This window comes from Escherichia sp. E10V5, assembly GCF_004212315.1.
Classification (GTDB): domain Bacteria; phylum Pseudomonadota; class Gammaproteobacteria; order Enterobacterales; family Enterobacteriaceae; genus Escherichia.
Window position 1 is genome coordinate 343,926 of record NZ_RHJM01000003.1, and the last position, 22,101, is coordinate 366,026.

Genomic DNA, 22,101 nt, shown 5'->3' on the forward strand with positions numbered 1-22,101 from the left:
TACAATTAATGGCGGGAAGGATCCCGCCATCTGCGCTATCAAAACAACGTATCCAGCTCTGCCAGTACGTTGTAGTCGTCATCAGTCAATAACAACGTTTTCCATTTGTCGAAGGTCAGGCACGGATGCGATGTGCCAAACACCAGAATGTCCCCCACTTGCACGTCGCTGTTGGCAGCCAGTTGTAACATGCAGTGCTGATCCATAATGCCTGTACTGCGAATCGCCTGTGGATCAAATGCCAGTGATTTGCCGTTGCGATAGTGGGCGACTGGTTGCGGCAGTCCGGCGTCGAAGGCGCAATCACGCTTACCAAAATTAACCACCGCACGATCGGCCTCTGGCACCGATTGCACCATGGCGACCAGCTCCAGCGCAGATGTGAGATCGCCTGCCAGATCGCAAGCCACGGGATCACGGGCGATCAATTGCTGTTGCGCGATGTCGTAGATCCCTGCGTCATGGGTGATGTAGCAGCCTGGGCGAATGACGATTCGGCAGTTAGTCGGTTTTTCTGCCGCCAGCCAGATATTGCACACCACGTCATACCAGACCGTGCCTGCTCCGGTGAGAATAAACTCGCCATCAACCAGACTTGCCATATCACAAGCCAGTTGTGCGGCATCCCGCAGCAGCGCTTCTACCTGCGGCTGTGGATCGTCACCGTGTAAAACACCTTCATATAACTCAAGCCCTCGCAGACGTAATCCTGGTAATTGGGCCGCTTGTTTAGCCAGTGCCAGTGCGGCATCCGTTGAGCGGCAACCACAGCGCCCGCCGGGAACCCCCAGCTCAATCATCACGTTCAGCGTCTGTTGCTGGCTGGCAAAAAAGACAGACAAAGCGCGGGCGTTCTCAATGCTGTCGATACAGCAGATAAAATCGACTTTCGGGTAATGCCGTTGCAACTGGGCAATCAACTGCATATTCGCCTTGCCGACCAACTGGTTAACCATCAGCACACGCTGAATACCGCTCGCCATTGCCGCACCAGCCTGCCACGCGCTACCGACACCAATTGCCCAGGCGCCAGCCGCCTGCTGCGCCTGAAAAATCCACGGCGTCATGGTGGTTTTACCGTGCGGTGCCAGCGAAACGCCGCGCGCGTCAGCATAGCGTTGCATCCACATAATGTTGTTCTCCAGGGCCTGCTTTTTAATGATCGCGGCAGGTAAACAAACATCTTCGGCAAGGATATTTGCGGGCATTTGCATCAGAGCAGATTTATGGGGAACCAGAGGTTCTGAGTGGTATTTCATAACATTTACCTTTTGAGTTTTTCACCGTATCGGATGCGAGTATCATTTGTAACTAAATGAAATATAGGTATTTAGTTTATTTATCTTATGATTTGTGAATAAAAGTATCAGAAAATCATCTGGGTTTTGCGTAGTTTTCCACTGTTTTTCATCCTTGTAAATGGTTAACTTATCACCATTGCAGAAATGGAGTGACGAACATGCAGGTTGACTGGTTATTCAAAAATGTGACGGTTATCGACGGCAGCGGCGGCCCTGAATTTCGCGGTGACGTGGCAATAACAGGTGATCGGATTGTCGATATAGCCCCTGCGCTTAACGTTACGGCGCAGCAGGTCATTGACGGTGAAGGACGGGTGCTGGCACCAGGGTTTATCGACGTTCATACCCATGACGATATCAACGTTATTCGCATCCCGGAATATCTGCCAAAAATCAGCCAGGGGATCACCACCGTGATTGTCGGCAACTGCGGGATCAGTGCAGCGTCGGCGAAAATGAAAGGCGAAGTCCCTGACCCGATGAATCTGTTGGGGGAAGCGGAGCACTTTATTTATCCCACCGTTGAAAGCTATGCCCAGGCAGTGGAAGCAGCCAGACCGTCACTGAACGTAGGCACGCTGATTGGTCATACGGCGCTGCGTAATAATCATATGGACGACCTGTTTCGCCCGGCGACGGCGGATGAAATTGCCGCTATGCGTGCCGACTTACGTCTGGCGTTGAGTCAGGGAGCGCTGGGGTTAAGTTCCGGACTGGCTTATGCCACGGCATTTCAGGCGACTACCGAAGAGGTAATGGCGCTGGCGGAAGAATTAGCCGGTGAGAAGGGGGTTTATACCACTCATCTGCGTTCTGAATTCGAACCGATTCTGGATGCGCTGGATGAGGCGTTTCGTATTGGGCGTCATGGCAAAGTGCCTGTTGTGGTTTCCCACCATAAATGCGCCGGGGCGAAAAACTGGGGGCGGACAAAAGAAACGTTGGCTTTTTTTGACCAAATGCGTCAACACCAGGAAATTGGCTGCGATGTCTACCCTTACTCAGCCAGCTCTTCAACGCTGGATCTCAAACAAGTCACCGACGAATTCGATATTGTGATCACCTGGTCACAAACACATCCGCAGCAGGCCGGGAAAACACTGGCGCAAATCGCCACCGACTGGCAGATGAGTATGCTGGAGGCCGCGAAGCTGCTAATGCCTGCCGGGGCTATCTACTACAACATGGACGAGCGCGACGTCCGCCGAGTGTTGAGTTATCCGGTCAGTATGATTGGCTCTGACGGCCTGCCTAATGATCCCATGCCGCATCCGCGTTTATGGGGCGCTTTCCCTCGTGTGCTGGGTCACTATTGTCGTGATGAAGGCTTATTCCCGCTGACCACGGCTATCCACAAAATGACCGGGCTTTCTGCCAGCCGTTTTTGTCTGCCCCAGCGTGGACTGGTGAAAGTCGGCTATTTTGCGGACCTGGTGTTGTTCGATCCGCAAACCATTCGTGATGTTGCCAGTTTTTCTGATCCCAAACGCCCGGCAGAGGGCATTGAAGCGGTGATGGTAAATGGCGTTATGAGCTATGGTCGCGATAAACACATTACAGGCCGTGCGGGACGTTTCCTGCGCCGCCAGACCTCACATTAAGGAGTGAATATGAGCATTAAACGTTACGGTACGGAAGGTGGAACAGGCACTGGTGGGCAGCATTTGCCGTTTGCCAGGGCGGTTGAGGCGGGCGGCTGGCTGTACGTCTCCGGGCAAACACCCATGAAAAACGGTGAAGTGGTAGAAGGCGGTATCGTTGAACAGTCACGACTGGCGATCCAAAACTGTGTCGACATCATGACTGAAGCCGGTTATAGCCTGGCGGATGTGGTTCACGTGAAAGTGATCCTGACTGACGCCCGCTATTTCCAGTCCTTTAATAAAGTATTCAGAGAATTTTTTGGCGAGAATCCGCCTGCACGTATTTGTTGTGTGGCTGATCTGGTTGTCGATTGTAAAGTCGAAGTCGATGTGACCTGTTATAACGCGACCCGCTAATAAATTTAAGAATTAAAAAAACAGACCGCAATTGAGTGCTGAATACATTCAGCACTCCGGGAACTCTTACATTATTTTCTCTCTACTGGCAGGATGTGAATTATGAACAGTCATATCTTTTTAGTCGGCTTTATTATTTATGCCATCGCCATGATTTGGCTTGGTTGGTTTGTTTCTCGTAATCAGAAAAGCGGAGAAGATTTTCTGCTGGGCGGGCGTTCGCTGCCGCTGTTTCTGACGCTGGGTTCAACCGTTGCCACGATGGTTGGCACGGGTTCCAGTATGGGCGCAGTGGGCTTTGGCTACAGTAATGGCTGGGCCGGAATGCTTTATGGCGTCGGTGGAGCCGTAGGTATATTGCTGGTGGCGTGGCTGTTTGCTCCTGTACGTAAATTACGTTTTATGACCATGAGTGAAGAACTCTCTTATTATACTGGCGGGAGTCATTTAATTAAAAACATTGTCGGTCTAATGATATTTATTGCCTCTATTGGCTGGCTGGGCGCGCATATTTTAGGTGGCAGTATGTATCTTGCCTGGGCAACAGGTATTGATCTTACTGTAGCAAAATTAATTATCGCCTTAGCTTTTGCGATTTACGTTATTATCGGCGGTTATTCGGCGGTAGTGTGGACAGACACCATTCAGGCCTTAATTTTGTTCTTTGGTTTTATTTTGATGGCTATTCTCGCCGTTGTTCACGTTGGCGGCTGGAGTGCGATTGAACAGGCGATGGACCCAAAAGCGATGAGCCTGTTTGCGATTGATAAAATGGGCGTGTTACCTGCGCTTTCGCTGGCGCTGGTTATTGGCGTAGGTGTGCTGGCAACACCGTCTTATCGCCAGCGTATTTACTCGGGTAAAGATGTTCCCTCTGTACGCCGTTCGTTTGTTATTACTGGCGTGTTGTATCTGTTCTTCTCGATTCTGCCTGCCATTATCGGCATGGCGGCGTTCACCATGAACCCGAATCTGGAAAACAGTAACTATGCCTTCTTGTTCGCCACCAGTTTTCTGCCGCCATTGCTTGGCCTGGTGGTACTGATTGCCGGGCTTTCAGCCACCATGTCTTCCGCCAGCTCTGATGCCATCGCTGCGGTGGCGATTATGATGCGCGACGTCTACACCATGGTTACCGGCAGAATGCCGCCGGAGAACAAGGCAATCACTTACTCACGCTGGATGCTGACCTTTGTTATTGGCCTGGCGCTGGTCTTTGCTCTGACCTCTAATGACATCATCAGCTACATTACCAAAATGATTTCGATGCTGATGTCCGGGCTGTTTATCTGCTCGATTCTCGGTCGCTTCTGGCTACGTTTTAACTGGCAGGGCGCGCTGGCGGCGTTAGTGAGCGGTATGGTGATGTCCATTGTGGTGCTGATGAATGCCGACTGGCTGGCTTACTGGGGTAACCCGTGTATTCCGTCAGTGCTGGGAAGCCTGGTCGCTGGCGTACTGGTGACGCTGGTAACGCCAGCAAGCGAGATCAGCCGGGAAGAAGCTCTGGCTATTATCACCAATGAGCGTGAAAACCAGAGTGTCGTGATCACCAAACCTGAAGAGGCATAACCAATAGTGCTAATCGCCAAGTGGCTGGCGGTTAGCGCCACCCCGGTGGCTGTCTAGTGCCAGTTTTATCCGCCGCAGGCGATCTTTCGCCTGCGCTTTATTTGCCATAGCCAGTTCTGTTGCCAGCACATCGATCATCGCGAGCATGGCGTAACGGGAAGGGGTGGGCTTAAAAATGTAATCACTTTCCTGAACCAGCAACGGCAATACCAGATCCACCTGTTCTGCCAGCGGTGTTTGTGCTGGCGTAATGGCAATAACACGCGCGCCATACTGACGGGCGATTGCGGCACTTTCGATGATTTCCGGTGTATAACCGCCCAGCGACAGTACAATCACCACATCCTGCGGCATCACTGCCGAGCACATCATTCTCATCATGAGTGAGTCGTTCTGACTGACCACTGGCAATCCCAGGCGGAACAGACGGTACTGGATCTCCTGCGAGCAGATGGTAGAACCGCCGCCCGTTCCCAATGCAAGAATTTGCCGCGCCTGGCTTAACCAACTGACCGCCTGGCTGATGGCGTTCATATCCAGTGAGCGACGATGCGTTTCCAGCACGCTGATAATTGATTCGTAGATCCCCTGAACACCGTCAAGATCCGGTACATCGAGAATAAACCGCTGCCCGATAGCCAGTGACTGCGCCAGTTTGACTTTCAGTTCGCGGACATCTTTGCAACCCAATGCACGGGCAAAACGCGTAACCGACGCCTGGCTGGTTTGTGTTAACCGCGCCAGCTCGGCAATTGGCAGTTCCACGGCTGCGGAGACGTCATCAAGAATAAATTGTGCGATACGCTTTTCAGTGGCGGTTAACGCCATAAACCGTTCGGTAATGCAGGAGATGATATCGATGCTATAAGCCATGGGAGTATCACTGATTCAGTAAAAACTGGTACTTTGTACCATAAAAATTGCTCCAGAGTGTGACCCTCATAAAAAATGTAAGTACGCAGCGACAAAAAAACGCTCAACACCGCTCCAGATCATAAAGTTTTCTACCACCAGGCCGACAACCTGAGTATCAGGTCTGGAGGGAAGAGAAACCATGTTTAAACGTATTAAGATCGTGACCAGCTTATTGCTGGTTTTGGCCGTTTTTGGCCTTTTACAACTGACATCAGGCGGTTTGTTCTTTAATGCCTTAAAAAATGACAAAGAAAATTTCTCCGTTTTACAAACCATTCGTCAGCAGCAATCCACGCTGAATGGCAGCTGGGTCGCGTTGTTGCAGACACGTAACACTCTCAACCGCGCGGGTATCCGCTACATGATGGATCAGAACAATATTGGCAGCGGTTCAACCGTCGCCGAGCTGATGCAGAGTGCCAGTATTTCGCTGAAGCAAGCGGAAAAAAACTGGGCGGACTACGAAGCGTTGCCGCGTGACCCGCGTCAGAGCACAGCCGCAGCGGCGGAAATCAAACGTAATTACGATATTTACCACAATGCGCTGGCGGAGCTGATCCAGCTGTTAGGCGCAGGCAAAATCAATGAGTTCTTTGATCAGCCAACTCAGGGATATCAGGACGGTTTCGAAAAGCTGTATATGGCTTATATGGAGCAAAACGATCGTCTCTACGATATTGCCGTCAGCGATAATAATGCTTCTTACAACCAGGCGATGTGGGTGCTGGTGGGCGTGTTGATCGTCGTGTTAGCCGTCATTGTGGCCGTCTGGTTTGGTATTAAAGCCTCGCTGGTAGCGCCAATGAATCGCCTGATCGAAAGCATTTGTCATATTGCTGGCGGGGATTTGGTAAAACCCATTGAGGTGGATGGTTCTAACGAAGTAGGACAACTGGCTCAGAGTTTGCGCCATATGCAAAGTGAACTGATGCGTACTGTCGGAGATGTACGTAACGGTGCTAATGCCATTTATAGCGGTGTCAGCGAAATTGCCACGGGTAATAACGATCTCTCATCACGTACTGAGCAGCAAGCGGCTTCACTGGAAGAGACGGCGGCCAGCATGGAGCAACTGACTGCAACGGTGAAACAGAACGCCGAGAACGCGCGTCAGGCCAGTCATCTGGCGTTAAGTGCTTCTGAAACCGCGCAACGTGGTGGCAAGGTAGTGGATAACGTGGTACAGACGATGCGCGATATCTCCACCAGTTCGCAGAAGATTGCCGATATTATCAGCGTTATCGATGGTATTGCCTTCCAGACCAATATTCTGGCTTTGAACGCGGCGGTTGAAGCGGCGCGCGCGGGCGAGCAAGGGCGTGGTTTTGCGGTAGTTGCGGGGGAAGTGCGTAACCTGGCGCAGCGTAGCGCCCAGGCGGCCCGTGAAATTAAAAGCTTGATTGAAGACTCCGTAAGTAAAGTGGATGTCGGATCTACGCAGGTCGAAAGTGCCGGGGAAACCATGACAGAGATTGTCAGCGCCGTAACACGCGTTACTGACATTATGGGAGAAATCGCTTCAGCCTCTGATGAGCAAAGCCGTGGCATTGATCAGGTTGGTTTAGCGGTTGTCGAAATGGATAGGGTAACGCAACAGAACGCCGCGTTAGTGGAAGAGTCTGCTGCCGCTGCCGCCGCGCTGGAAGAGCAGGCCAGCCGTCTGACCGAAGCCGTAGCGGTGTTCCGTATACAGCAAACGCAACAGCATCAGTATGAAGCTTTGCCAGTGGTAAACGCAGCGTTGCCGGTTGTGTCGCGCAAAATTGCCGTCGCTGATAGCGGGGATAACTGGGAAACGTTTTAATCGCCATGAAAAATGCCCGATAAGCAAAATGTTATCGGGCATAGGGAGATTAATCTTTACGTGGGTCGTTGATCGGCTGACGAACCAGGAAGATGTACGCCAGTGCCCCCGCTGCGGTAACGCAACCGCAGATGATTAACGCCAGACGGAATGAGTGGGTGGTATCAACAATAAAACCAGTAATGATCGGCGCAAAAGAGGCGCAGATGAAGCTGGCAAAGTTCTGGATACTGCCCACCGACGCAGTCATGCGAGAAGCTACTGCGACGTGGATCAATCCCCAGCAGGATGTTCCGGCAAAGTGAATACAAAACAGTGCCATACCAATCAGCAGAACCGCCGTCATGGCTGTTGTCGCTTGCGGTACGACCAGCGTAAAGGCGGCAGAACAGAACATCCCGGCAATAATGCAGATCTTACGGCTTTTAATCGGAGCCATTCCCCCTTTGACCAGCCAGTCAGTAACGTAACCGTTGACCAGCATCCCGGCAGCCCCAAACAGGAAAGGGATAGCCGCCATCAACCCTGTGCTTTTTAAATCCAGGTTATAGGCTGTTTGCAGGTAACCAGGAAGCCAGGCCAGATACAGCCACGCAGTGTAGTTGATGCCACTGAATCCGATCATCATTCCCCACATTGTGCGGTTACGGAACAGGCTGCGCCATTCGGCAAAACTGAGCGGATCTCGGCGGGCATTGACGCTACCAGCATTGAGGTAAGCTTGTTCAACGGCAGTCAGTTCTACGTGCTCGCGGTTGCGATAGAGCATATACCAGCCAATGGCGAGAAAAATCCCCAGCACACCAATGGTAATAAACATCCCACGCCAGCCCATCACCAGCATCATCGCCGCCAGAATCGGTGGGCTTACGGCAACGCCAATGGTAGAAGCTGCGTTGAAGAAGCCCATCGGGCGTCCGCGCTCTTTGATGTTGAACCAGTCGTTAATGACTTTTACACCGCATGGGTTCATCGGCGCTTCACCAATCCCCATACCGATACGCACCAACACGAACTGCGTAAAGCTGTGCACCATGCCAGACATTGCCTGGAACAGTGACCAGAAGAACATCCCCAGTCCCAGCATCAGGCGCGGGCCTTTACGATCCAATAGTGGGCCGCAAGGAAGTTGCGCAATCCCGTAAGCGAGTGAAAACACGGAGAGCAAAGCGCCAATTTCGGTGGCACTTAATCCCAATTCTTCACGAATCGTTAAATTTGCTACCGACAGCGAACTGCGGTCGAGATAATTGATTACCGCCGCAAAAAATAATAACAACATGGCGGTGGTTTGAATGCGTTTAATTCGGGTACTGCGTTGAACTAATCCATCTGGTGGCACGGGAATATCTGCCGACGAAGATGGAGTAAATGAAGAACGCGGATCGAGGGTGATATTTTCTTTTTCCACGCCGGACTCCTGTATTTATAATTTTAATTGTTTACGTAATTGTGCATTACGCAAGGTTGACATTAACGGCAGGTTAAAGTTTTAGGACTTTACTACCGCTCACAAAAACATTTTTAGTCGACTGATTGTGAGCATAGGTAAGCGGGAATTTCCCAGTATTTATCTTTTGATAAAACCGTGCACCCGCTAATAGTTTGCTGTTTTTAATCCGTACTTAATGAGCATAACGCGTGTTCTCATTAATGGATCGAATCATTGATTGTTTAGCTGAATTCAAATGGTTACGGAGCGCAAGGGTGGCATCCAGGTCACTGTGGCAAATCAGAGCGCTGAGAATGGTCATATGCTCATCGACGGCAATGATATTGCGCTGTTTAAGATCGCTTTCGTCCCATTGATAGTGAAAATGAAAGATGACTGAGATGATCTCAAGCGATTGATCAAAAAAGATATTGTCGGCAGCTGAAAGCAGTAAGGAGTGAAAATCTCTGTCAAGTTGCGAGAACATGCGAAAGCTATTGCCGATGTTGTCACGCAGTAGCCGATGACGTTCGAGCATGGTTTTCGCCTGCAGCCAGCGGGGATCGTGATCAGGCAGGTTGAGAAAGTGCTCAAGTGAATGTGTTTCGAGCATTTCGCGTAGCTCAAACAGCTGCTCGGCGTAGGATTGATCGAATTGCTTCATGCTCCACTGGCCGCGCTTTTCGCTTTGAATAAGATTATAACGGCCGAATTTTAAAAGATATTCTCTTACAACCACCGGGCTGACACCCGCGGCCCGTGCCAGTTGCAGTTCAGAAAAAGTTTCCCCAGGGCGTAACTGACGCTGGTTTATCATCGTGAAAAAAGCCTGCTCAAACACTTTGTTTTGTTCACTCATTGAAGCGGTAGCACAGGCGAAACCGTCATCATGGTCAGGTTTACGCGCAATAACATAGTCGTTTCCAACCTGCGTTAAGACGCCGCATTCGCGTAAGTGGCTGAGAATATGACGCACTGTAGTGCGGCTGATGTTGTACATTTCCGCCAGCGCACTTTGCGATGGAAGTGGGGAAGGGATATGACCCCGCGCCATATCATCAATGACCTGGTTAATCACATTGTGGCGTAAATTTTGTGAACGACTCATATTTTCCTCTTTGTGAGTCCATTAAAACCCGATTTAAAACATTTTTATGCGTGTGTTTTCACAAAACAGATTTTCCGTTCCGCTGCCATTTTTCATTTTCATTGATATCTAAGGCAACAAAAGATGGAGAGCCGAATCATGTCTACGATGAATGTTTTAATTTGCCAGCAGCCGAAAGAATTAGTCTGGAAACAACGCGAGATACCTATTCCAGGTGACAATGAAGCATTAATAAAAATTAAGTCTGTCGGGATTTGTGGTACCGATATTCATGCCTGGGGTGGAAATCAACCATTTTTTAGTTATCCACGCGTTTTAGGCCATGAAATATGTGGGGAGATTGTTGGGCTGGGTAAAAATATTGCTGATCTTAAAAATGGTCAGCAAGTTGCTGTGATCCCTTATGTTGCCTGTCAGCAATGCCCGGCGTGTAAAAGCGGTCGTACCAATTGCTGTGAAAAAATTTCAGTCATTGGCGTGCATCAGGATGGCGGTTTTAGTGAGTATTTGAGCGTGCCGGTGGCGAACATTTTGCCCGCAGACGGTATTGACCCGCAGGCGGCAGCATTGATTGAACCTTTCGCTATTAGCGCTCATGCGGTGCGTCGCGCAGCCATTGCTCCCGGCGAGCAGGTGCTGGTGGTCGGGGCGGGGCCAATCGGTCTGGGCGCGGCGGCAATCGCTAAAGCCGATGGCGCACAGGTGGTGGTGGCGGATACCAGTCCGGCGCGCCGTGAACATGTGGCAAGGCGTCTGGAGTTGCCCGTGCTGGACCCATCAGCCGAAGATTTTGACGCGCAGCTGCGGGCGCAGTTTGGTGGTTCGCTGGCGCAGAAAGTGATCGACGCGACAGGTAATCAACATGCGATGAATAACACCGTGAATCTGATTCGTCACGGCGGCACGGTGGTCTTTGTCGGTCTGTTTAAAGGTGAGTTGCAGTTCTCCGATCCGGAATTCCATAAAAAAGAAACGACGATGATGGGCAGCCGCAACGCCACGCCGGAAGATTTCGCTAAAGTCGGTCGACTGATGGCGGAAGGGAAAATCACTGCCGACATGATGTTAACCCATCGCTATCCGTTCGCCACGCTGGCAGAAACCTACGAGCGCGATGTGATTAACAATCGTGAGTTGATTAAGGGTGTAATTACTTTCTGATAAGGCGAGATTATTAAAGTTGCTATGCAGCGTCCGGGGAAGTGTTGGGCGCTGTTTTTTTGTTTCTTAATAATGTGTTGTAAGCCGTAGAAGGCGTGTAGGTCGCACCTTATGCGACCTACACATCAGTCAGGAATTATCCTTCACGTTCTACCACTTTAATTTCTACCATGCCGATCCCGAGCTTACGCGGCGAGTGTCCGAGGATATTCCCTTCGTTGGTTGAGACAGGTTCTGGCGGAATAATTACCAGCGTGTCGGCATCGGTTGGGTTCTCGAAATGCAGCGTGGTGGTGGTCACTTCATTGTCCAGCACGATGGTTTGTTCTTCGTTGCCTACGCGTACCGGAATGGGACGGCTGGCGTTATTACCGTATGCTTTGGCGGTGATCACCAGGTCAAATTTCTTCGGCAGAGGATGTTTGTACTCGATTTTCACTTCATCGCCCAGCTGCGCGTTGGACCAGCGTCCCCACGACTCCGGACGGGAAATCCCGCTAAACTGTTTCACTTCTTCCGGTGCACCTGCGACGTTAAAAATGAAACTGTCGGCTTTGTAGCGAATATCGTTATCGACAATCTTCAGCGTATCGACATTGCCTTTGTAGCGTTCCATATCGATGACGGTATCTTTAAATGCGGTTTTGCCCTTCCACGTCGTTTTATCAACATGTTGAACAATTTGCTGACCACCAAGCTGCCCCTGGGAAACACACCAGTCAGTGGAGAGAGCCAACTCTGGCGCCCATAGCTGCGCCATCTTGTAGCAGCGATCAACCCAGACGAAATTGTCGCGCGGAGCGAAATCGGCCAACTGGAAACGAAGTGGTGCAGAATATTCACTTTCTGGCAGTGGTTCCACACGTTTATCCGACACGCGTAACAGCAGCGGCAGACGGAAATGGGTACCCGAGAAGGCGATCATGTTTTTATTCTGATCGATGGTGAACTCTTTCATCTCGGTGGGGAATTTCCACAGACGAATGATATCGGGCTTCCACGCCAGCACTTTCTCTTTAATGTTGAGGAACACTTCCGACATGGATTGACCAGAGAGGCTACTACGCCCAAGGCCGATAAAGTTATCGCCACCAAGAATATCCAGCACTGTAGCGCCGTTGTCCATGGTGTTGCGCTTCACCGCCAGCGTCTCTTGCTGTGGCTTGTCGCCACGAATGACGAAAAACAGGTTGTTACGATCCTGTTTATTAAGGTATTTCCACGCCGTGTTGTTCATCGCTAAATGGTCAGATGAGACGACGATGACGGTATCTTTAAACCACGGTGACGCTTTGATTTTATTGATAAACGTCGCGATGTTCTCCTGGCTGCAACTTACCGCGCTGAATGACTGATTCGGCTTACCGTCAAAATCATATTTTTTGCGGTTGCAGGTGCGAGAGATAAAACCATCCGGGTGATGGGTATCGACCGTCAGAGTAAACAGTGAGAATCGCTGACCAGAGCGGGAAAGCTCTTCAAACTTTTTCCACGCTTCATCCAGTACGGTATCGTCGTAGAATCCCCAGTCGTTGCGATAATGCGGATCCGCCACCACACTTTTCAGCTCTTCTGCACCATACAAATGGTCGAAGCCGTGTGATTTCAGGAACACATCTTTACCCGCAAAACGCAGGTTAGCCCCTTGCACAAAATAGTTCTGATAACCTGAGTTTTTCAGGATATCGCCAAGACAGATGTTCTGCGGGAAGAAGCTGGAAACCGAGGCAGAGGCGTTACCTTCAAACGGGGCAAACAGTGGAATCCCGCACTGAGACGCCACCATGCCCGCGATAGTGTAATCCGTTCCTGGCAGTTGCTGAGTATGGCTGAAATCCAGCCCTTCATTTTTCAGTGCGCCCAGTTCGGGAGTGAGGTCCGGAAAAGCGTCGTTATCAAAATAGGTCCGCTCCAGACTCTCACCATAGATATAAACCAGGTTAAGTTTGGGGGCAGGGATGGTTTTCGACGGTTCTTTATAATAAGCAGCAAAGTCAGGATCGCCGTCGCGTGACTGGGATTTTACCAGCTCCGTTATCTGGCGAAACGCCGGGCTGGCGTCCACAGAACCCAGCGCCAGTAAGAGTGCCAGCAGGCTGTAGCCAAAATGGTGAGGATGATGACGGCGTCGGCGTAGGATCCAGCCCAGCGCGCCGAAAACTACCGCCAGTGCCAGCACGATACCCACTCCCGGCAGGATATACTTGCTGACGCCAGCACCGGTCAGGCTGTTAGTTAAGGTATAGAGCACCGCGTCGTTAATGCCGTCGCCAGTAAAATAGTCACTGGCAAACAGGGTAATGTTTAAAACGACAAATAACCCCAGTACCGTTAACGTGGCGGCAAACCACCAGGTGTTACGTCCCGCTTTCCATGCGTAGATCAGCACAGAGGCGAGAAATAGGGCGAAAGAGAATAGTTCTGACAACGGGCGATCCTCACTAAAACAGGCCGGTTAGCCGATGTTTAAGATTTTTTGAGAAACACAATGTAATGGTGCTGCCATATAGCTGCAATTCTAGTGTCAAAAAAATGCGATGTTGTTAGGAATTAGTTTATAAACAGACTTTTTTGCGCAAGAAAGCTTCCCGTGTAACAGAGGAAAAGACGTCCAGAAACAGGGAAAAGAGCGGGGAAGGGCCGCGTTAGTTTGTTAATAGCTAAAACGCGGCGTTATGCGGATCAGGAAATAAAGTTCAGACCTTGCTTTAACACCAGATCGCAGGCTTTGGTTTTTACCTTTTCAGCCAGAGGCGTCGTACCGATGTTGTCCAGATTAAGCTGCTGACCATCTTTGGTTTTTAGCAAACCCTGAATGCCATCCAGATAGTTGGTATCTTCTTTCTGTTCTTCGCTGTTCAGGCCCAGCTTCTCCAGGACCTGATTTTTGATGTTTTCCGCATCGGTAACTGAAGCCAGCTTTTGCTTCGCGCAGTATTGCAAAATGCCTGCGGCATTGTTCATGTTGTCTGCGCTTAACGCCTGGTTGCCACTACCAAGCAGGTTAGTTAATGAGGCGAGCGACCAACCGCCTTCCTGTGTGGTGCTGTTTTGGTTGCTTAACTCGCTGGCGGCGCTGGAAAGCGCATCTTTCCAGGACGCGGCATGCACCCCGGTGGAAATTAATGCGCTGGTGGCAATTGCACAGCACAGAAGGTGTTTAATAGTTTTCATCATCATTACTCAAGGTGGAATTGTGTCGCAGTATAGCGTCGGAAAGGAGGATTAATACTCTTTACCCGTTACCCGGCTACGATAGCTTTCCCAGTTAAAAATAACCCACAGACTGTTACCCAGGCGCATACGATCCATAACGCGTTCGCCCAGTAACTTGGTCATCTCGTCCATATTGCTGTTGGTCAGCATCCCGGTCGGGCGTTTGGAAGAAGAGCGGCGATCGACGATCTGGTTGATGATCACTTTTTCGTATTTCGATTCGGTCTGCACGCCGATCTCATCGATCACCAGCAGATCAACGTTGCTCAGATCATTAAGCAGTTGTTCTTCGCTGGTACCGCTATTTCTGAAGGTATCTTTCATCGCCGACATAATATCGGCCACGGTGATGATCAATACGGATTTACCGCGTAGCAGCAGTTCGTTGCAGATTGCCGCCGCCAGATGGTTTTTGCCAGTTCCAGGCTTGCCAGAAAAGATAAAGCTGGCGATGTTGCCGTCGAACTCTTCGACATACTGGCGCGCTTTGCTCAACGCATTCATCTGCCCTTCGCACTCAACACGATAGTTCTCAAAGGAGCAGTTTTGATGCAGTGGACGAATGCCAGAGCGGTTAAAGGTACGCTGCATTTTCATCGCCCGATTCTCGCGCTCAAGAGCGGCGGCGCGGAGTGCCCCTTGTTCTTTCTGCCACGCCAGAAGTTCTTCACCCGTTTTGAAGGCGGGTTTGATATGGGCTGGCATCATTTTTTGCAGACGTTGCATCAGGTCGCCAACGTTTTTCATCGTTACCCTCTGAATCCCGGTGGAATTTGGCTGTCAGGTTCACTGACTGTGTTCACATCTCGTTTCGTTAATCCGCCATTGCTGGCACGACCTATTTGCAGGCTGCGCGCCAGTTTTTGTTGCCACTGCACATGATGGAAGACTTTGCCTTCCGCCTGCCAATAAGAAATAAATGACGCCAGTTCTTCGGCGGTTACCGGCTCTTTTAGCGCCACGCCCCATAATGCCGCCTGACGGATAAAGTCGGTATCGGGTTGCCAGTCTGGGTACATGGCGAATTTACCCATGGGTACGGCAACGGGGGCGGCTTGCGGTTCCTGATAGAGTTGATCGTCCAGGGCCACGTCACTTCCCGGACGCGTCAGTTTTTCTTCCAACGCCAGCAGTTCAGCAAGACGCGCGGGCGTAACGGCATAAAACGCCGGGGCATTGTTGGCAAATACGGCAACCATGCCGCCTTCTGCTTTTGCCAGAACGGTTTGGTGATCGTGTACCAGGGCGTCAATACCAACGACGTCCGGGGTCAAAACTCTGGAGGACATACTGTTTCTCAATATGGAACGATGAACGAGAAGGGAGATTACTTTTATAGTAACACACGGATGAGGCCAGGCAGCCTCTCATCCATGTGCTTTAAGCGAGGCAATTTTATACGCGGGGGCGCTTGCGGTACAACCACAATCCAGGAACGGAAAGACCGATGGATAACGCGCCAACAATTGATGAAGCGGTAAGAAAGTTAGTTAACAGGGTAATCATTAACGGCTCGCTGTAACCTAACTGACTGATTTTTACCGCTGAAATCATTGCAGTGTACGCCGGGATGCCCGGGAACATCGGAATGACGGCCGCCACGGTAAAGACTTTCGGGTGCGCCAGATACCAGCGCGACCACTGAATACCAATGGTGCCGACCAGTAGCGAAGCCATAAACGTCGACCACTCAATATTGAGTCCAGTAGTCATTAAAATCATTCGCGAACCATGACCCATCGCGCCAAGCAGCGCACACCAGCGTAATGCCCGGATTGGCACGTTGAACACCATCGCAAAGCCGACTGCTGGGATTGCCGCGAGAATCATATCCTGCGCTAATGCTAATAGAAATTCGATTACACCCATCCGCGTAGCCCCCAAATTGTGAGTGCCATCACCACGCCAACGCAGGTTGCCAGTGTCAGCAGGCTGGCAATCGCCCAGCGTGCCAGTCCGGTATTTATATGACCTTTAAACATATCGGCTACAGCATTTATCAACGGAAAACCCGGCACCAGTAAAAGAACACTGGCCGCCATTGCCACAGTAGGCGTATGACTGAATGTCGGAAGTTGTAGAAGAAGGCCAGAAATTGTGGTGGCGGCGAAGGCAGTGATGCAAAAGTTTATTTGTGGATGGAGGTGGCGTTGTGCCAGTAGCTGGCGGATATACATGGCGATCATACTGGCGAAGAATGTAATCAACGCACCATCCCAACCACCGTTATTCAGTTTACAGAAACAGGCGCAAGAGAGTCCCACCATCAAAGCGACCAGCCAACGCGGATAGCGCAGGGGATGTATTTGGCTAAAACGTTTCTCAACACCTTTGTAATCCAGCAGCTTATGTTCCGCCAGAATCACAATGTGTTGTACCTCAGTAACCACATGCATATTAATGCCGCGATCGTGGTTTTTGCGCGTAGATGTCAGACATTGACCATCTTTAATGGTGGTCAGCACTATGGCGTTCGAAGAGATAGAACTTTCGACGCAGTCCATCCCTAACGCCCGACCCAGTCGTGAGGAAAGCTCATCAACCAACGCACTTTCCGCACCATGTTGTAAAAGAAATAATCCGCACTGGATACATAGCCGTGTAACGGCTCGCTGTTGCTCTGTTTGCATAACTCGCCCTTTGTCATAGACGCGTTGCGTATTTTTCAAAAAATGAGAACCCTTTTGTATCACGAAGCATGGCTGTTTTGACGTTGGTTAAGATCAAAATTGCGCTGATTAATCCTGGTTGCGGTGATGAGTTCGCTGAAGGGAATCGATGCAAGTTTTGAGTGGAATAAATAATTTCATGAATATTATCATTAAAATGAATTTATCGTTTTATTTTTACGCGTTTGAGTAATGACTGATGAAATCATTTTTTTCGGAACCGGGTAAGAAATATCCTTCAGTTTTTATTGGTTTTTTTCTTGATATTCTGGCTAAAGGATTTTCATTTAACTTTTATTCGTTATTTTAAATGATATCTTAAACTGATTGGTTTTGACTGGTTTGATTAAGTATTTCTAACAACATAATTTAGATATTTTAAATGTGTCAGAGGTATTTTTCCAGGTTATTATTTGATGCTAGTCTCCTGAAACATACAAAGGATTTTTTGTGTGGCTGGGGTAAACTGATATGAAGTGAATGCTAAGGATAAATTATTCGCTCAATCTATTAATTTGTTGGAGTCATTTGAAGGGTGAATGTCCTGAATAAACCATCATAATTTATAGACAGTGGATATGGAGGATATATGTTGCCAGGATGCTGCAAAAATGGAATTGTTATCAGTAAAATACCCGTTATGCAGGCAGGGTTAAAAGAGGTCATGAGGACCCATCTCCCTGAATACGATATAACGAGTAGCACCTCTGCGGAGGAGCTGACCATATTACAATTACGTCGTGCTGGGTTAGTTATTGCCGATTTAGCCGGACAAACAGAAGATCCGCGTTCTGTTTGTGAACATTACTATTCATTGATCTCACAATACCGGGAAATTCATTGGGTTTTCATGGTTTCGCGAGCCTGGTACTCTCAGGCGGTGGAGCTGCTTATGTGTCCAACTGCGACGTTACTGTCCGATATCGAGCCTATTGAGAATCTGGTCAAGACCGTTCGTTCCGGCAATGTCCATGCAGATCGCATCAGCGCCATGCTGACTTCGCCTGCAATGCCGGAAATTCAGGAAGTTGGTTATCGCACCGTGATTCTTACCCTTTCTGAACGCAAGGTACTGCGGCTGTTAGGTAAAGGATGGGGCATCAACCAAATAGCTTCATTGCTTAAGAAAAGCAATAAAACCATCAGCGCACAAAAAAACAGTGCGATGCGTCGGCTGGCAATTCACAGTAACGCTGAGATGTATGCATGGATTAATAGCGCACAGGGGGCAAGGGAACTTAACTTGCCTTCTGTTTATGGAGATGCCGCGGAATGGAACACAATCGAATTAAGAAGAGAAATGTCGCACTCATAGAAAAGTGCGTCATGAGCAGTATCGGTATTGAGAGTTTATTCAGAAAGTTTGCGGGTAATCCTTATAAACTCTATACGTACACCAGCCAGGAGGCTTTTCAGGATGCTATGTCGCGGGTTTCATTTGCGGCGGTCATTTTTTCTTTTTCTGCCATGAGAACTGAGCGCAGGGAGGGATTATCTTGTCTGACTGAGCTGGCAATCAAATTTCCACGTACCCGGCGTTTGGTTATTGCGGATGATGATATTGAAGCGCGGTTGATTGGCTCATTATAGCCTTCTCCTTTGGATGGTGTGTTAAGTAAAGCATCAACGCTGGATGTTTTTCACCAGGAGCTGTTTCTGTCATTAAATGGCGTACGTCAGGCGACCGATCGACTGAACAACCAGTGGTATATTAATCAAAGCCGGACGCTGAGCCCGACGGAGAGGGAAATATTACGGTTTATGTCGCGTGGCTACTCAATGACGCAAATTGCTGAACAGCTTAAACGCAATATAAAAACGATCCGCGCGCATAAATTTAATGTGATGTCGAAACTGGGTGTCAGTTCTGATGCCGGATTGCTTGAGGCGGCAGATATTCTGTTATGTATGCGGATTTCAGAAACAAGTAATGTGTTGCATCCATATTAATCTACTTAATGCCGGGTTTATCCTCCCGGCAGTGTGCTTATTTCAGCGTGCAATCCCCACACTGTTGCACATCCGGTAAGCGATAACGCTGGCAACAGGTGCGGCGTACCAGCAGGCCGTCGCGCAGCACGACTGTGCGCCACAATGGATTATCTTCGCCGCTGGAGAGCGTTTTCTCAAAGAACAGGGCATGGCGGAGCGATTCAACTAACGCCTCGCCAAGCAACTGCTTCATCTCGGTCAGATACCAGTTAATCAAATAACCGGTATTACTCCAGATAAGTTTGCCGTTAATTTCACCTGTCGCTTCTAATGCCTGCACAACCGGAACCAGCGCCTGGCTGATTAACGTTTCCATTCGCTGCTGTGGCGAATGTGATGTTGCGTTTTTATCTTCACACACATCGACCCAGAAACAGGCAGCACGACCGGTTTCGTGAAACTCAACGTGGAAATGTTCCGCCGACACATCTAACGCTTTATCCTGCGTCAGCAGCGCCAGCATTAATGGCGGCACCATCAGGCCGATATACCATTGCGCCCACAGTGAGATTAGCGGTTTGTTCTCGCGGATCATCATTGGTTGATTGCGGTAAATATGATCGGAGTAGACCGCCAGTAGAGAACTTAGCGCATTGGGAGAGGACCATTGCGCCAGCGTCATGGCACTAAGCGGGGCGGGTTCATCCAGACGGATAAACTCCAGCAAATGTTCACGATGTTCGGCGATCGTCGCGCGAACCGCTTGTGCAAGCGTGGGATCTTGCGGCTTGAGATGCGTTCGCCAGATAACATCTTCATAGAGCGGTGCGGAACGATAGGCCATAATCGTGATAGTAATCTAAATGATAATGATTGCTAATCCTAGCGATAGGTTTACCCGATAGCAAGGGATTTCTCTGGCTTGCAAATGATAAAAATTATCATATGATATTGGTTATCATTATCAATAAAAGAGATCAAACCATGTTGCAACGTATGCTGGGCAGTGGCTGGGGAGTGTTGCTGCCAGGATTGCTGATTGCAGGGCTGATGTATGCTGATTTATCGCCGGATCAGTGGCGGATTGTGATTCTGATGGGATTAGTATTGACGCCGGTGATGCTGTATCACAAACAATTACGGCACTACGTTTTGTTACCATCGTGCCTGGCGCTTATTTCTGGCGTCATGCTGATGATAATGAACGGGAATCAGGGATGATAAAACAGGGAAGGAAGTAAAGATAATTGGTGCGAGGGGGGGGACTTGAACCCCCACGTCCGTAAGGACACTAACACCTGAAGCTAGCGCGTCTACCAATTCCGCCACCTTCGCACAGTCATCTTACTTTTTTGATATCGCCTCGTTTGGTGCGAGGGGGGGGACTTGAACCCCCACGTCCGTAAGGACACTAACACCTGAAGCTAGCGCGTCTACCAATTCCGCCACCTTCGCCCAGTGCGAGCAATATCAACGTGGTTTTTGGTGCGAGGGGGGGGACTTGAACCCCCACGTCCGAAAGGACACTAACACCTGAAGCTAGCGCGTCTACCAATTCCGCCACCTTCGCATACCATCAATTCTTAAAAAAGAATTGCTACCACGGAGGCGCATTCTAGTGGTTTTCAGCTTTTCGTCAATAGTTAATTATCGCCTGATGTGTAATTGCTGGAAAAATGGCCATCAGCGGATTGTGGATAATTCGTTTGTCGGTCGGATAAAGCGTTCACGCCGCATCCAGCACGGCATACGGGCGCAGATGCCAGATGCCAGATGCGACGCTGACGCGTCTTATCTGGCCTACGGGTAACGTACATTGGTTGGATAAGGCGTTCACGCCGCATCCGACACGGTATGCGGCGACAGATATCAGATACTTAACCTTTCTTCGCCTGGCGGGTCATAATAGCGCGATACACCTTGAAGCGCCCGGTTTGCGCGATAACTTCATGGAAGCCAAATGTCTCATCCAGCACATCCGGATAAGGCAGGAAGGCGTTCGCTACAATTCGTAACTCGCCGCCGCTGTTAAGATGACGCACCGCGCCGCGAATCAGCGTTTGCGCCGCATCCAGGCTGGTTTGCATCCCATCGTGGAACGGCGGGTTGGAGATGATCATATCAAAACGACCTTTCACTTCGGAAAAGACGTTGCTGGCAAAGACTTCACCTTCAACACCGTTGGCAGCAAGCGTCGCACGGCTGGCTTCTACCGCTGGCGCAGAGACATCGCACAGAGTGAGACGAATCTTCGGTGAGTGGCGCGCAAAGGCAACCGAAAGCACGCCCGCGCCACAGCCGACATCCAGCACTTTACCTTTGGTGTGCGGAGTTAACGTCGAGAGCAGCAACTGGCTACCGACATCCAGACCGTCGCGGCTAAACACGCCAGGCAGCGTTTTGACCGTCAGGCCATCGACGCTGTATTCGCCCCAGAATTTATCGGCATCAAACACCGGCTGTTTTTCCAGACGACCAAAATAGAGGCCACAGCGACGGGCGCTGTCGACTTTATTCAACGGCGCATAATCTGCCAGCATCTGCTCGGCGCTGCGTACGCCGCTGCGGTTCTCGCCAACGACAAAAATATCCGTCCCCACCGGCAGCAGAGAAAGTAAATTCATCAACTGGAACTGGGCTTCTGGTTTATTCTTCGGCCAGTAGTAAATCAGCGTATCGCAATCTGCGACATCATCCGCTGTGGCGACCAGACTAAAACGGGCGTTATCCCCCATCTGGCGGCTTAACACCTGCCAGTGGTGGAATTGCTGGGTATGAGCACGGCTGGCCGCGGTATCTAAACGCGCGGGCAGGTCATCCTGTAAGTCTCCGGCAAACAGAATACGGCTTTGTTCGAAATCATCACTGTGACGCAGCAAGACTTCACTTGCCGGGGTAAATGCAGACATGGAATGCTCCTCAATTGATACTGGCGGCGATTATAGCCATATGTTGGCGCGGTATCGACGAATTTGCTATATTTGCGCCCCT

Annotated in this window: 19 protein-coding genes, 3 tRNA genes and 1 pseudogene; 8 read left to right on the plus strand and 15 right to left on the minus strand. The window is 50.0% G+C overall.

The genetic code is table 11. The annotated features are described in order from the left end of the window. Window positions 1–38 precede the first annotated feature (38 nt). Window positions 39–1,259 carry an amino acid deaminase gene (locus D9738_RS03595; RefSeq protein WP_130259574.1) on the minus strand — a complete coding sequence of 407 codons (1,221 nt, stop codon included), beginning with the start codon at window positions 1,257–1,259 and terminating at the stop codon, window positions 39–41. 200 nt (window positions 1,260–1,459) lie between these two features. On the opposite strand from D9738_RS03595, the gene D9738_RS03605 reads away from it, so the two are divergent. The 3 genes from D9738_RS03605 (at window position 1,460) to D9738_RS03615 (ending at window position 4,873) form a co-directional block, all read left to right on the plus strand. Continuing rightward, complete coding sequence (locus D9738_RS03605; protein ID WP_130204746.1) at window positions 1,460–2,902, plus strand: D-aminoacylase; 1,443 nt, start codon at window positions 1,460–1,462, stop codon at window positions 2,900–2,902. A 9-nt stretch (window positions 2,903–2,911) separates the two neighbouring features. Next, on the plus strand, window positions 2,912–3,301 hold the full coding sequence (locus D9738_RS03610) for a RidA family protein (protein ID WP_000023754.1): 390 nt from the start codon (window positions 2,912–2,914) through the stop codon (window positions 3,299–3,301). 102 nt (window positions 3,302–3,403) lie between these two features. Further along, entirely contained in the window at window positions 3,404–4,873 is a 1,470-nt protein-coding gene (locus tag D9738_RS03615) for a sodium:solute symporter family protein (RefSeq protein ID WP_130259575.1), read from the plus strand. A 9-nt stretch (window positions 4,874–4,882) separates the two neighbouring features. On the opposite strand, the gene D9738_RS03620 is transcribed toward D9738_RS03615, so the two are convergent. Beyond that, a complete protein-coding gene (locus tag D9738_RS03620; protein WP_064530245.1) occupies window positions 4,883–5,746 on the minus strand; it encodes a MurR/RpiR family transcriptional regulator in 864 nt (287 codons plus the stop codon). Window positions 5,747–5,927: 181 nt separating this feature from the next. Between D9738_RS03620 and tsr the strand changes: the two genes are divergently transcribed. Beyond that, window positions 5,928–7,592: a methyl-accepting chemotaxis protein gene (gene tsr, locus D9738_RS03625; protein WP_130259576.1), complete on the plus strand. Its 1,665-nt coding sequence runs from the start codon at window positions 5,928–5,930 to the stop codon at window positions 7,590–7,592. Window positions 7,593–7,641: 49 nt separating this feature from the next. On the opposite strand, the gene D9738_RS03630 is transcribed toward tsr, so the two are convergent. Both D9738_RS03630 and D9738_RS03635 read right to left on the minus strand, forming a co-directional pair. Then, the gene (locus D9738_RS03630) at window positions 7,642–9,003 is read right to left on the minus strand and encodes an MFS transporter (protein WP_130259577.1); all 1,362 of its coding nucleotides are present in this window, start codon (window positions 9,001–9,003) and stop codon (window positions 7,642–7,644) included. A gap of 214 nt (window positions 9,004–9,217) precedes the next feature. Then, window positions 9,218–10,132 carry a GntR family transcriptional regulator gene (locus D9738_RS03635; protein ID WP_130259578.1) on the minus strand — a complete coding sequence of 305 codons (915 nt, stop codon included), beginning with the start codon at window positions 10,130–10,132 and terminating at the stop codon, window positions 9,218–9,220. 138 nt (window positions 10,133–10,270) lie between these two features. Between D9738_RS03635 and lgoD the strand changes: the two genes are divergently transcribed. Further along, the gene (gene lgoD, locus D9738_RS03640; RefSeq protein ID WP_130259579.1) at window positions 10,271–11,293 is read left to right on the plus strand and encodes an L-galactonate oxidoreductase; all 1,023 of its coding nucleotides are present in this window, start codon (window positions 10,271–10,273) and stop codon (window positions 11,291–11,293) included. 136 nt (window positions 11,294–11,429) lie between these two features. On the opposite strand, the gene opgB is transcribed toward lgoD, so the two are convergent. From opgB to D9738_RS03670, 6 genes are all read right to left on the minus strand, one after another. Further along, a complete protein-coding gene (gene opgB, locus D9738_RS03645; RefSeq protein WP_130259580.1) occupies window positions 11,430–13,721 on the minus strand; it encodes a phosphatidylglycerol--membrane-oligosaccharide glycerophosphotransferase in 2,292 nt (763 codons plus the stop codon). A gap of 254 nt (window positions 13,722–13,975) precedes the next feature. After that, entirely contained in the window at window positions 13,976–14,470 is a 495-nt protein-coding gene (gene yjjA, locus D9738_RS03650) for a DUF2501 domain-containing protein YjjA (protein ID WP_130259581.1), read from the minus strand. A gap of 48 nt (window positions 14,471–14,518) precedes the next feature. Beyond that, window positions 14,519–15,256, minus strand: a complete 738-nt coding sequence (gene dnaC / locus D9738_RS03655; protein WP_130204755.1) for a DNA replication protein DnaC — start codon at window positions 15,254–15,256, stop codon at window positions 14,519–14,521. Between the two features lie 2 nt (window positions 15,257–15,258). Next, window positions 15,259–15,798, minus strand: coding sequence for a primosomal protein DnaT (gene dnaT / locus D9738_RS03660; RefSeq protein WP_130259582.1), 540 nt, complete (start codon window positions 15,796–15,798; stop codon window positions 15,259–15,261). 106 nt (window positions 15,799–15,904) lie between these two features. Continuing rightward, the gene (locus D9738_RS03665) at window positions 15,905–16,378 is read right to left on the minus strand and encodes a threonine/serine exporter (RefSeq protein WP_130204757.1); all 474 of its coding nucleotides are present in this window, start codon (window positions 16,376–16,378) and stop codon (window positions 15,905–15,907) included. Then, complete coding sequence (locus tag D9738_RS03670) at window positions 16,369–17,139, minus strand: threonine/serine exporter ThrE family protein (protein WP_130204758.1); 771 nt, start codon at window positions 17,137–17,139, stop codon at window positions 16,369–16,371. The genes D9738_RS03665 and D9738_RS03670 overlap by 10 nt, the downstream gene beginning before the upstream one ends. 628 nt (window positions 17,140–17,767) lie before the next feature. On the opposite strand from D9738_RS03670, the gene D9738_RS03675 reads away from it, so the two are divergent. After that, the gene (locus D9738_RS03675; protein ID WP_130259583.1) at window positions 17,768–18,493 is read left to right on the plus strand and encodes a response regulator transcription factor; all 726 of its coding nucleotides are present in this window, start codon (window positions 17,768–17,770) and stop codon (window positions 18,491–18,493) included. After that, a pseudogene (bglJ, locus tag D9738_RS03680) lies at window positions 18,451–19,128 on the plus strand (DNA-binding transcriptional activator BglJ). Before D9738_RS03675 ends, bglJ begins: the two are co-directional and overlap by 43 nt. Before the next feature lie 37 nt (window positions 19,129–19,165). On the opposite strand, the gene fhuF reads toward bglJ, so the two are convergent. Beyond that, complete coding sequence (fhuF, locus tag D9738_RS03685; protein WP_130259584.1) at window positions 19,166–19,954, minus strand: siderophore-iron reductase FhuF; 789 nt, start codon at window positions 19,952–19,954, stop codon at window positions 19,166–19,168. 140 nt (window positions 19,955–20,094) lie between these two features. On the opposite strand from fhuF, the gene D9738_RS03690 reads away from it, so the two are divergent. Next, on the plus strand, window positions 20,095–20,331 hold the full coding sequence (locus D9738_RS03690) for a DUF1435 domain-containing protein (protein ID WP_130259585.1): 237 nt from the start codon (window positions 20,095–20,097) through the stop codon (window positions 20,329–20,331). Between the two features lie 27 nt (window positions 20,332–20,358). Here D9738_RS03690 and D9738_RS03695 read toward each other — a convergent pair. The 4 genes from D9738_RS03695 to rsmC all read right to left on the minus strand — a co-directional run bounded on the left by D9738_RS03695 (window position 20,359) and on the right by rsmC (window position 22,019). After that, a tRNA-Leu gene (locus D9738_RS03695) sits at window positions 20,359–20,445 on the minus strand. A gap of 33 nt (window positions 20,446–20,478) precedes the next feature. Further along, window positions 20,479–20,565 (minus strand) — tRNA-Leu (locus tag D9738_RS03700). 28 nt (window positions 20,566–20,593) lie between these two features. Beyond that, a tRNA-Leu gene (locus D9738_RS03705) sits at window positions 20,594–20,680 on the minus strand. Window positions 20,681–20,987: 307 nt separating this feature from the next. Next, window positions 20,988–22,019: a 16S rRNA (guanine(1207)-N(2))-methyltransferase RsmC gene (gene rsmC / locus D9738_RS03710; RefSeq protein WP_001272323.1), complete on the minus strand. Its 1,032-nt coding sequence runs from the start codon at window positions 22,017–22,019 to the stop codon at window positions 20,988–20,990. Window positions 22,020–22,101: the final 82 nt, after the last annotated feature.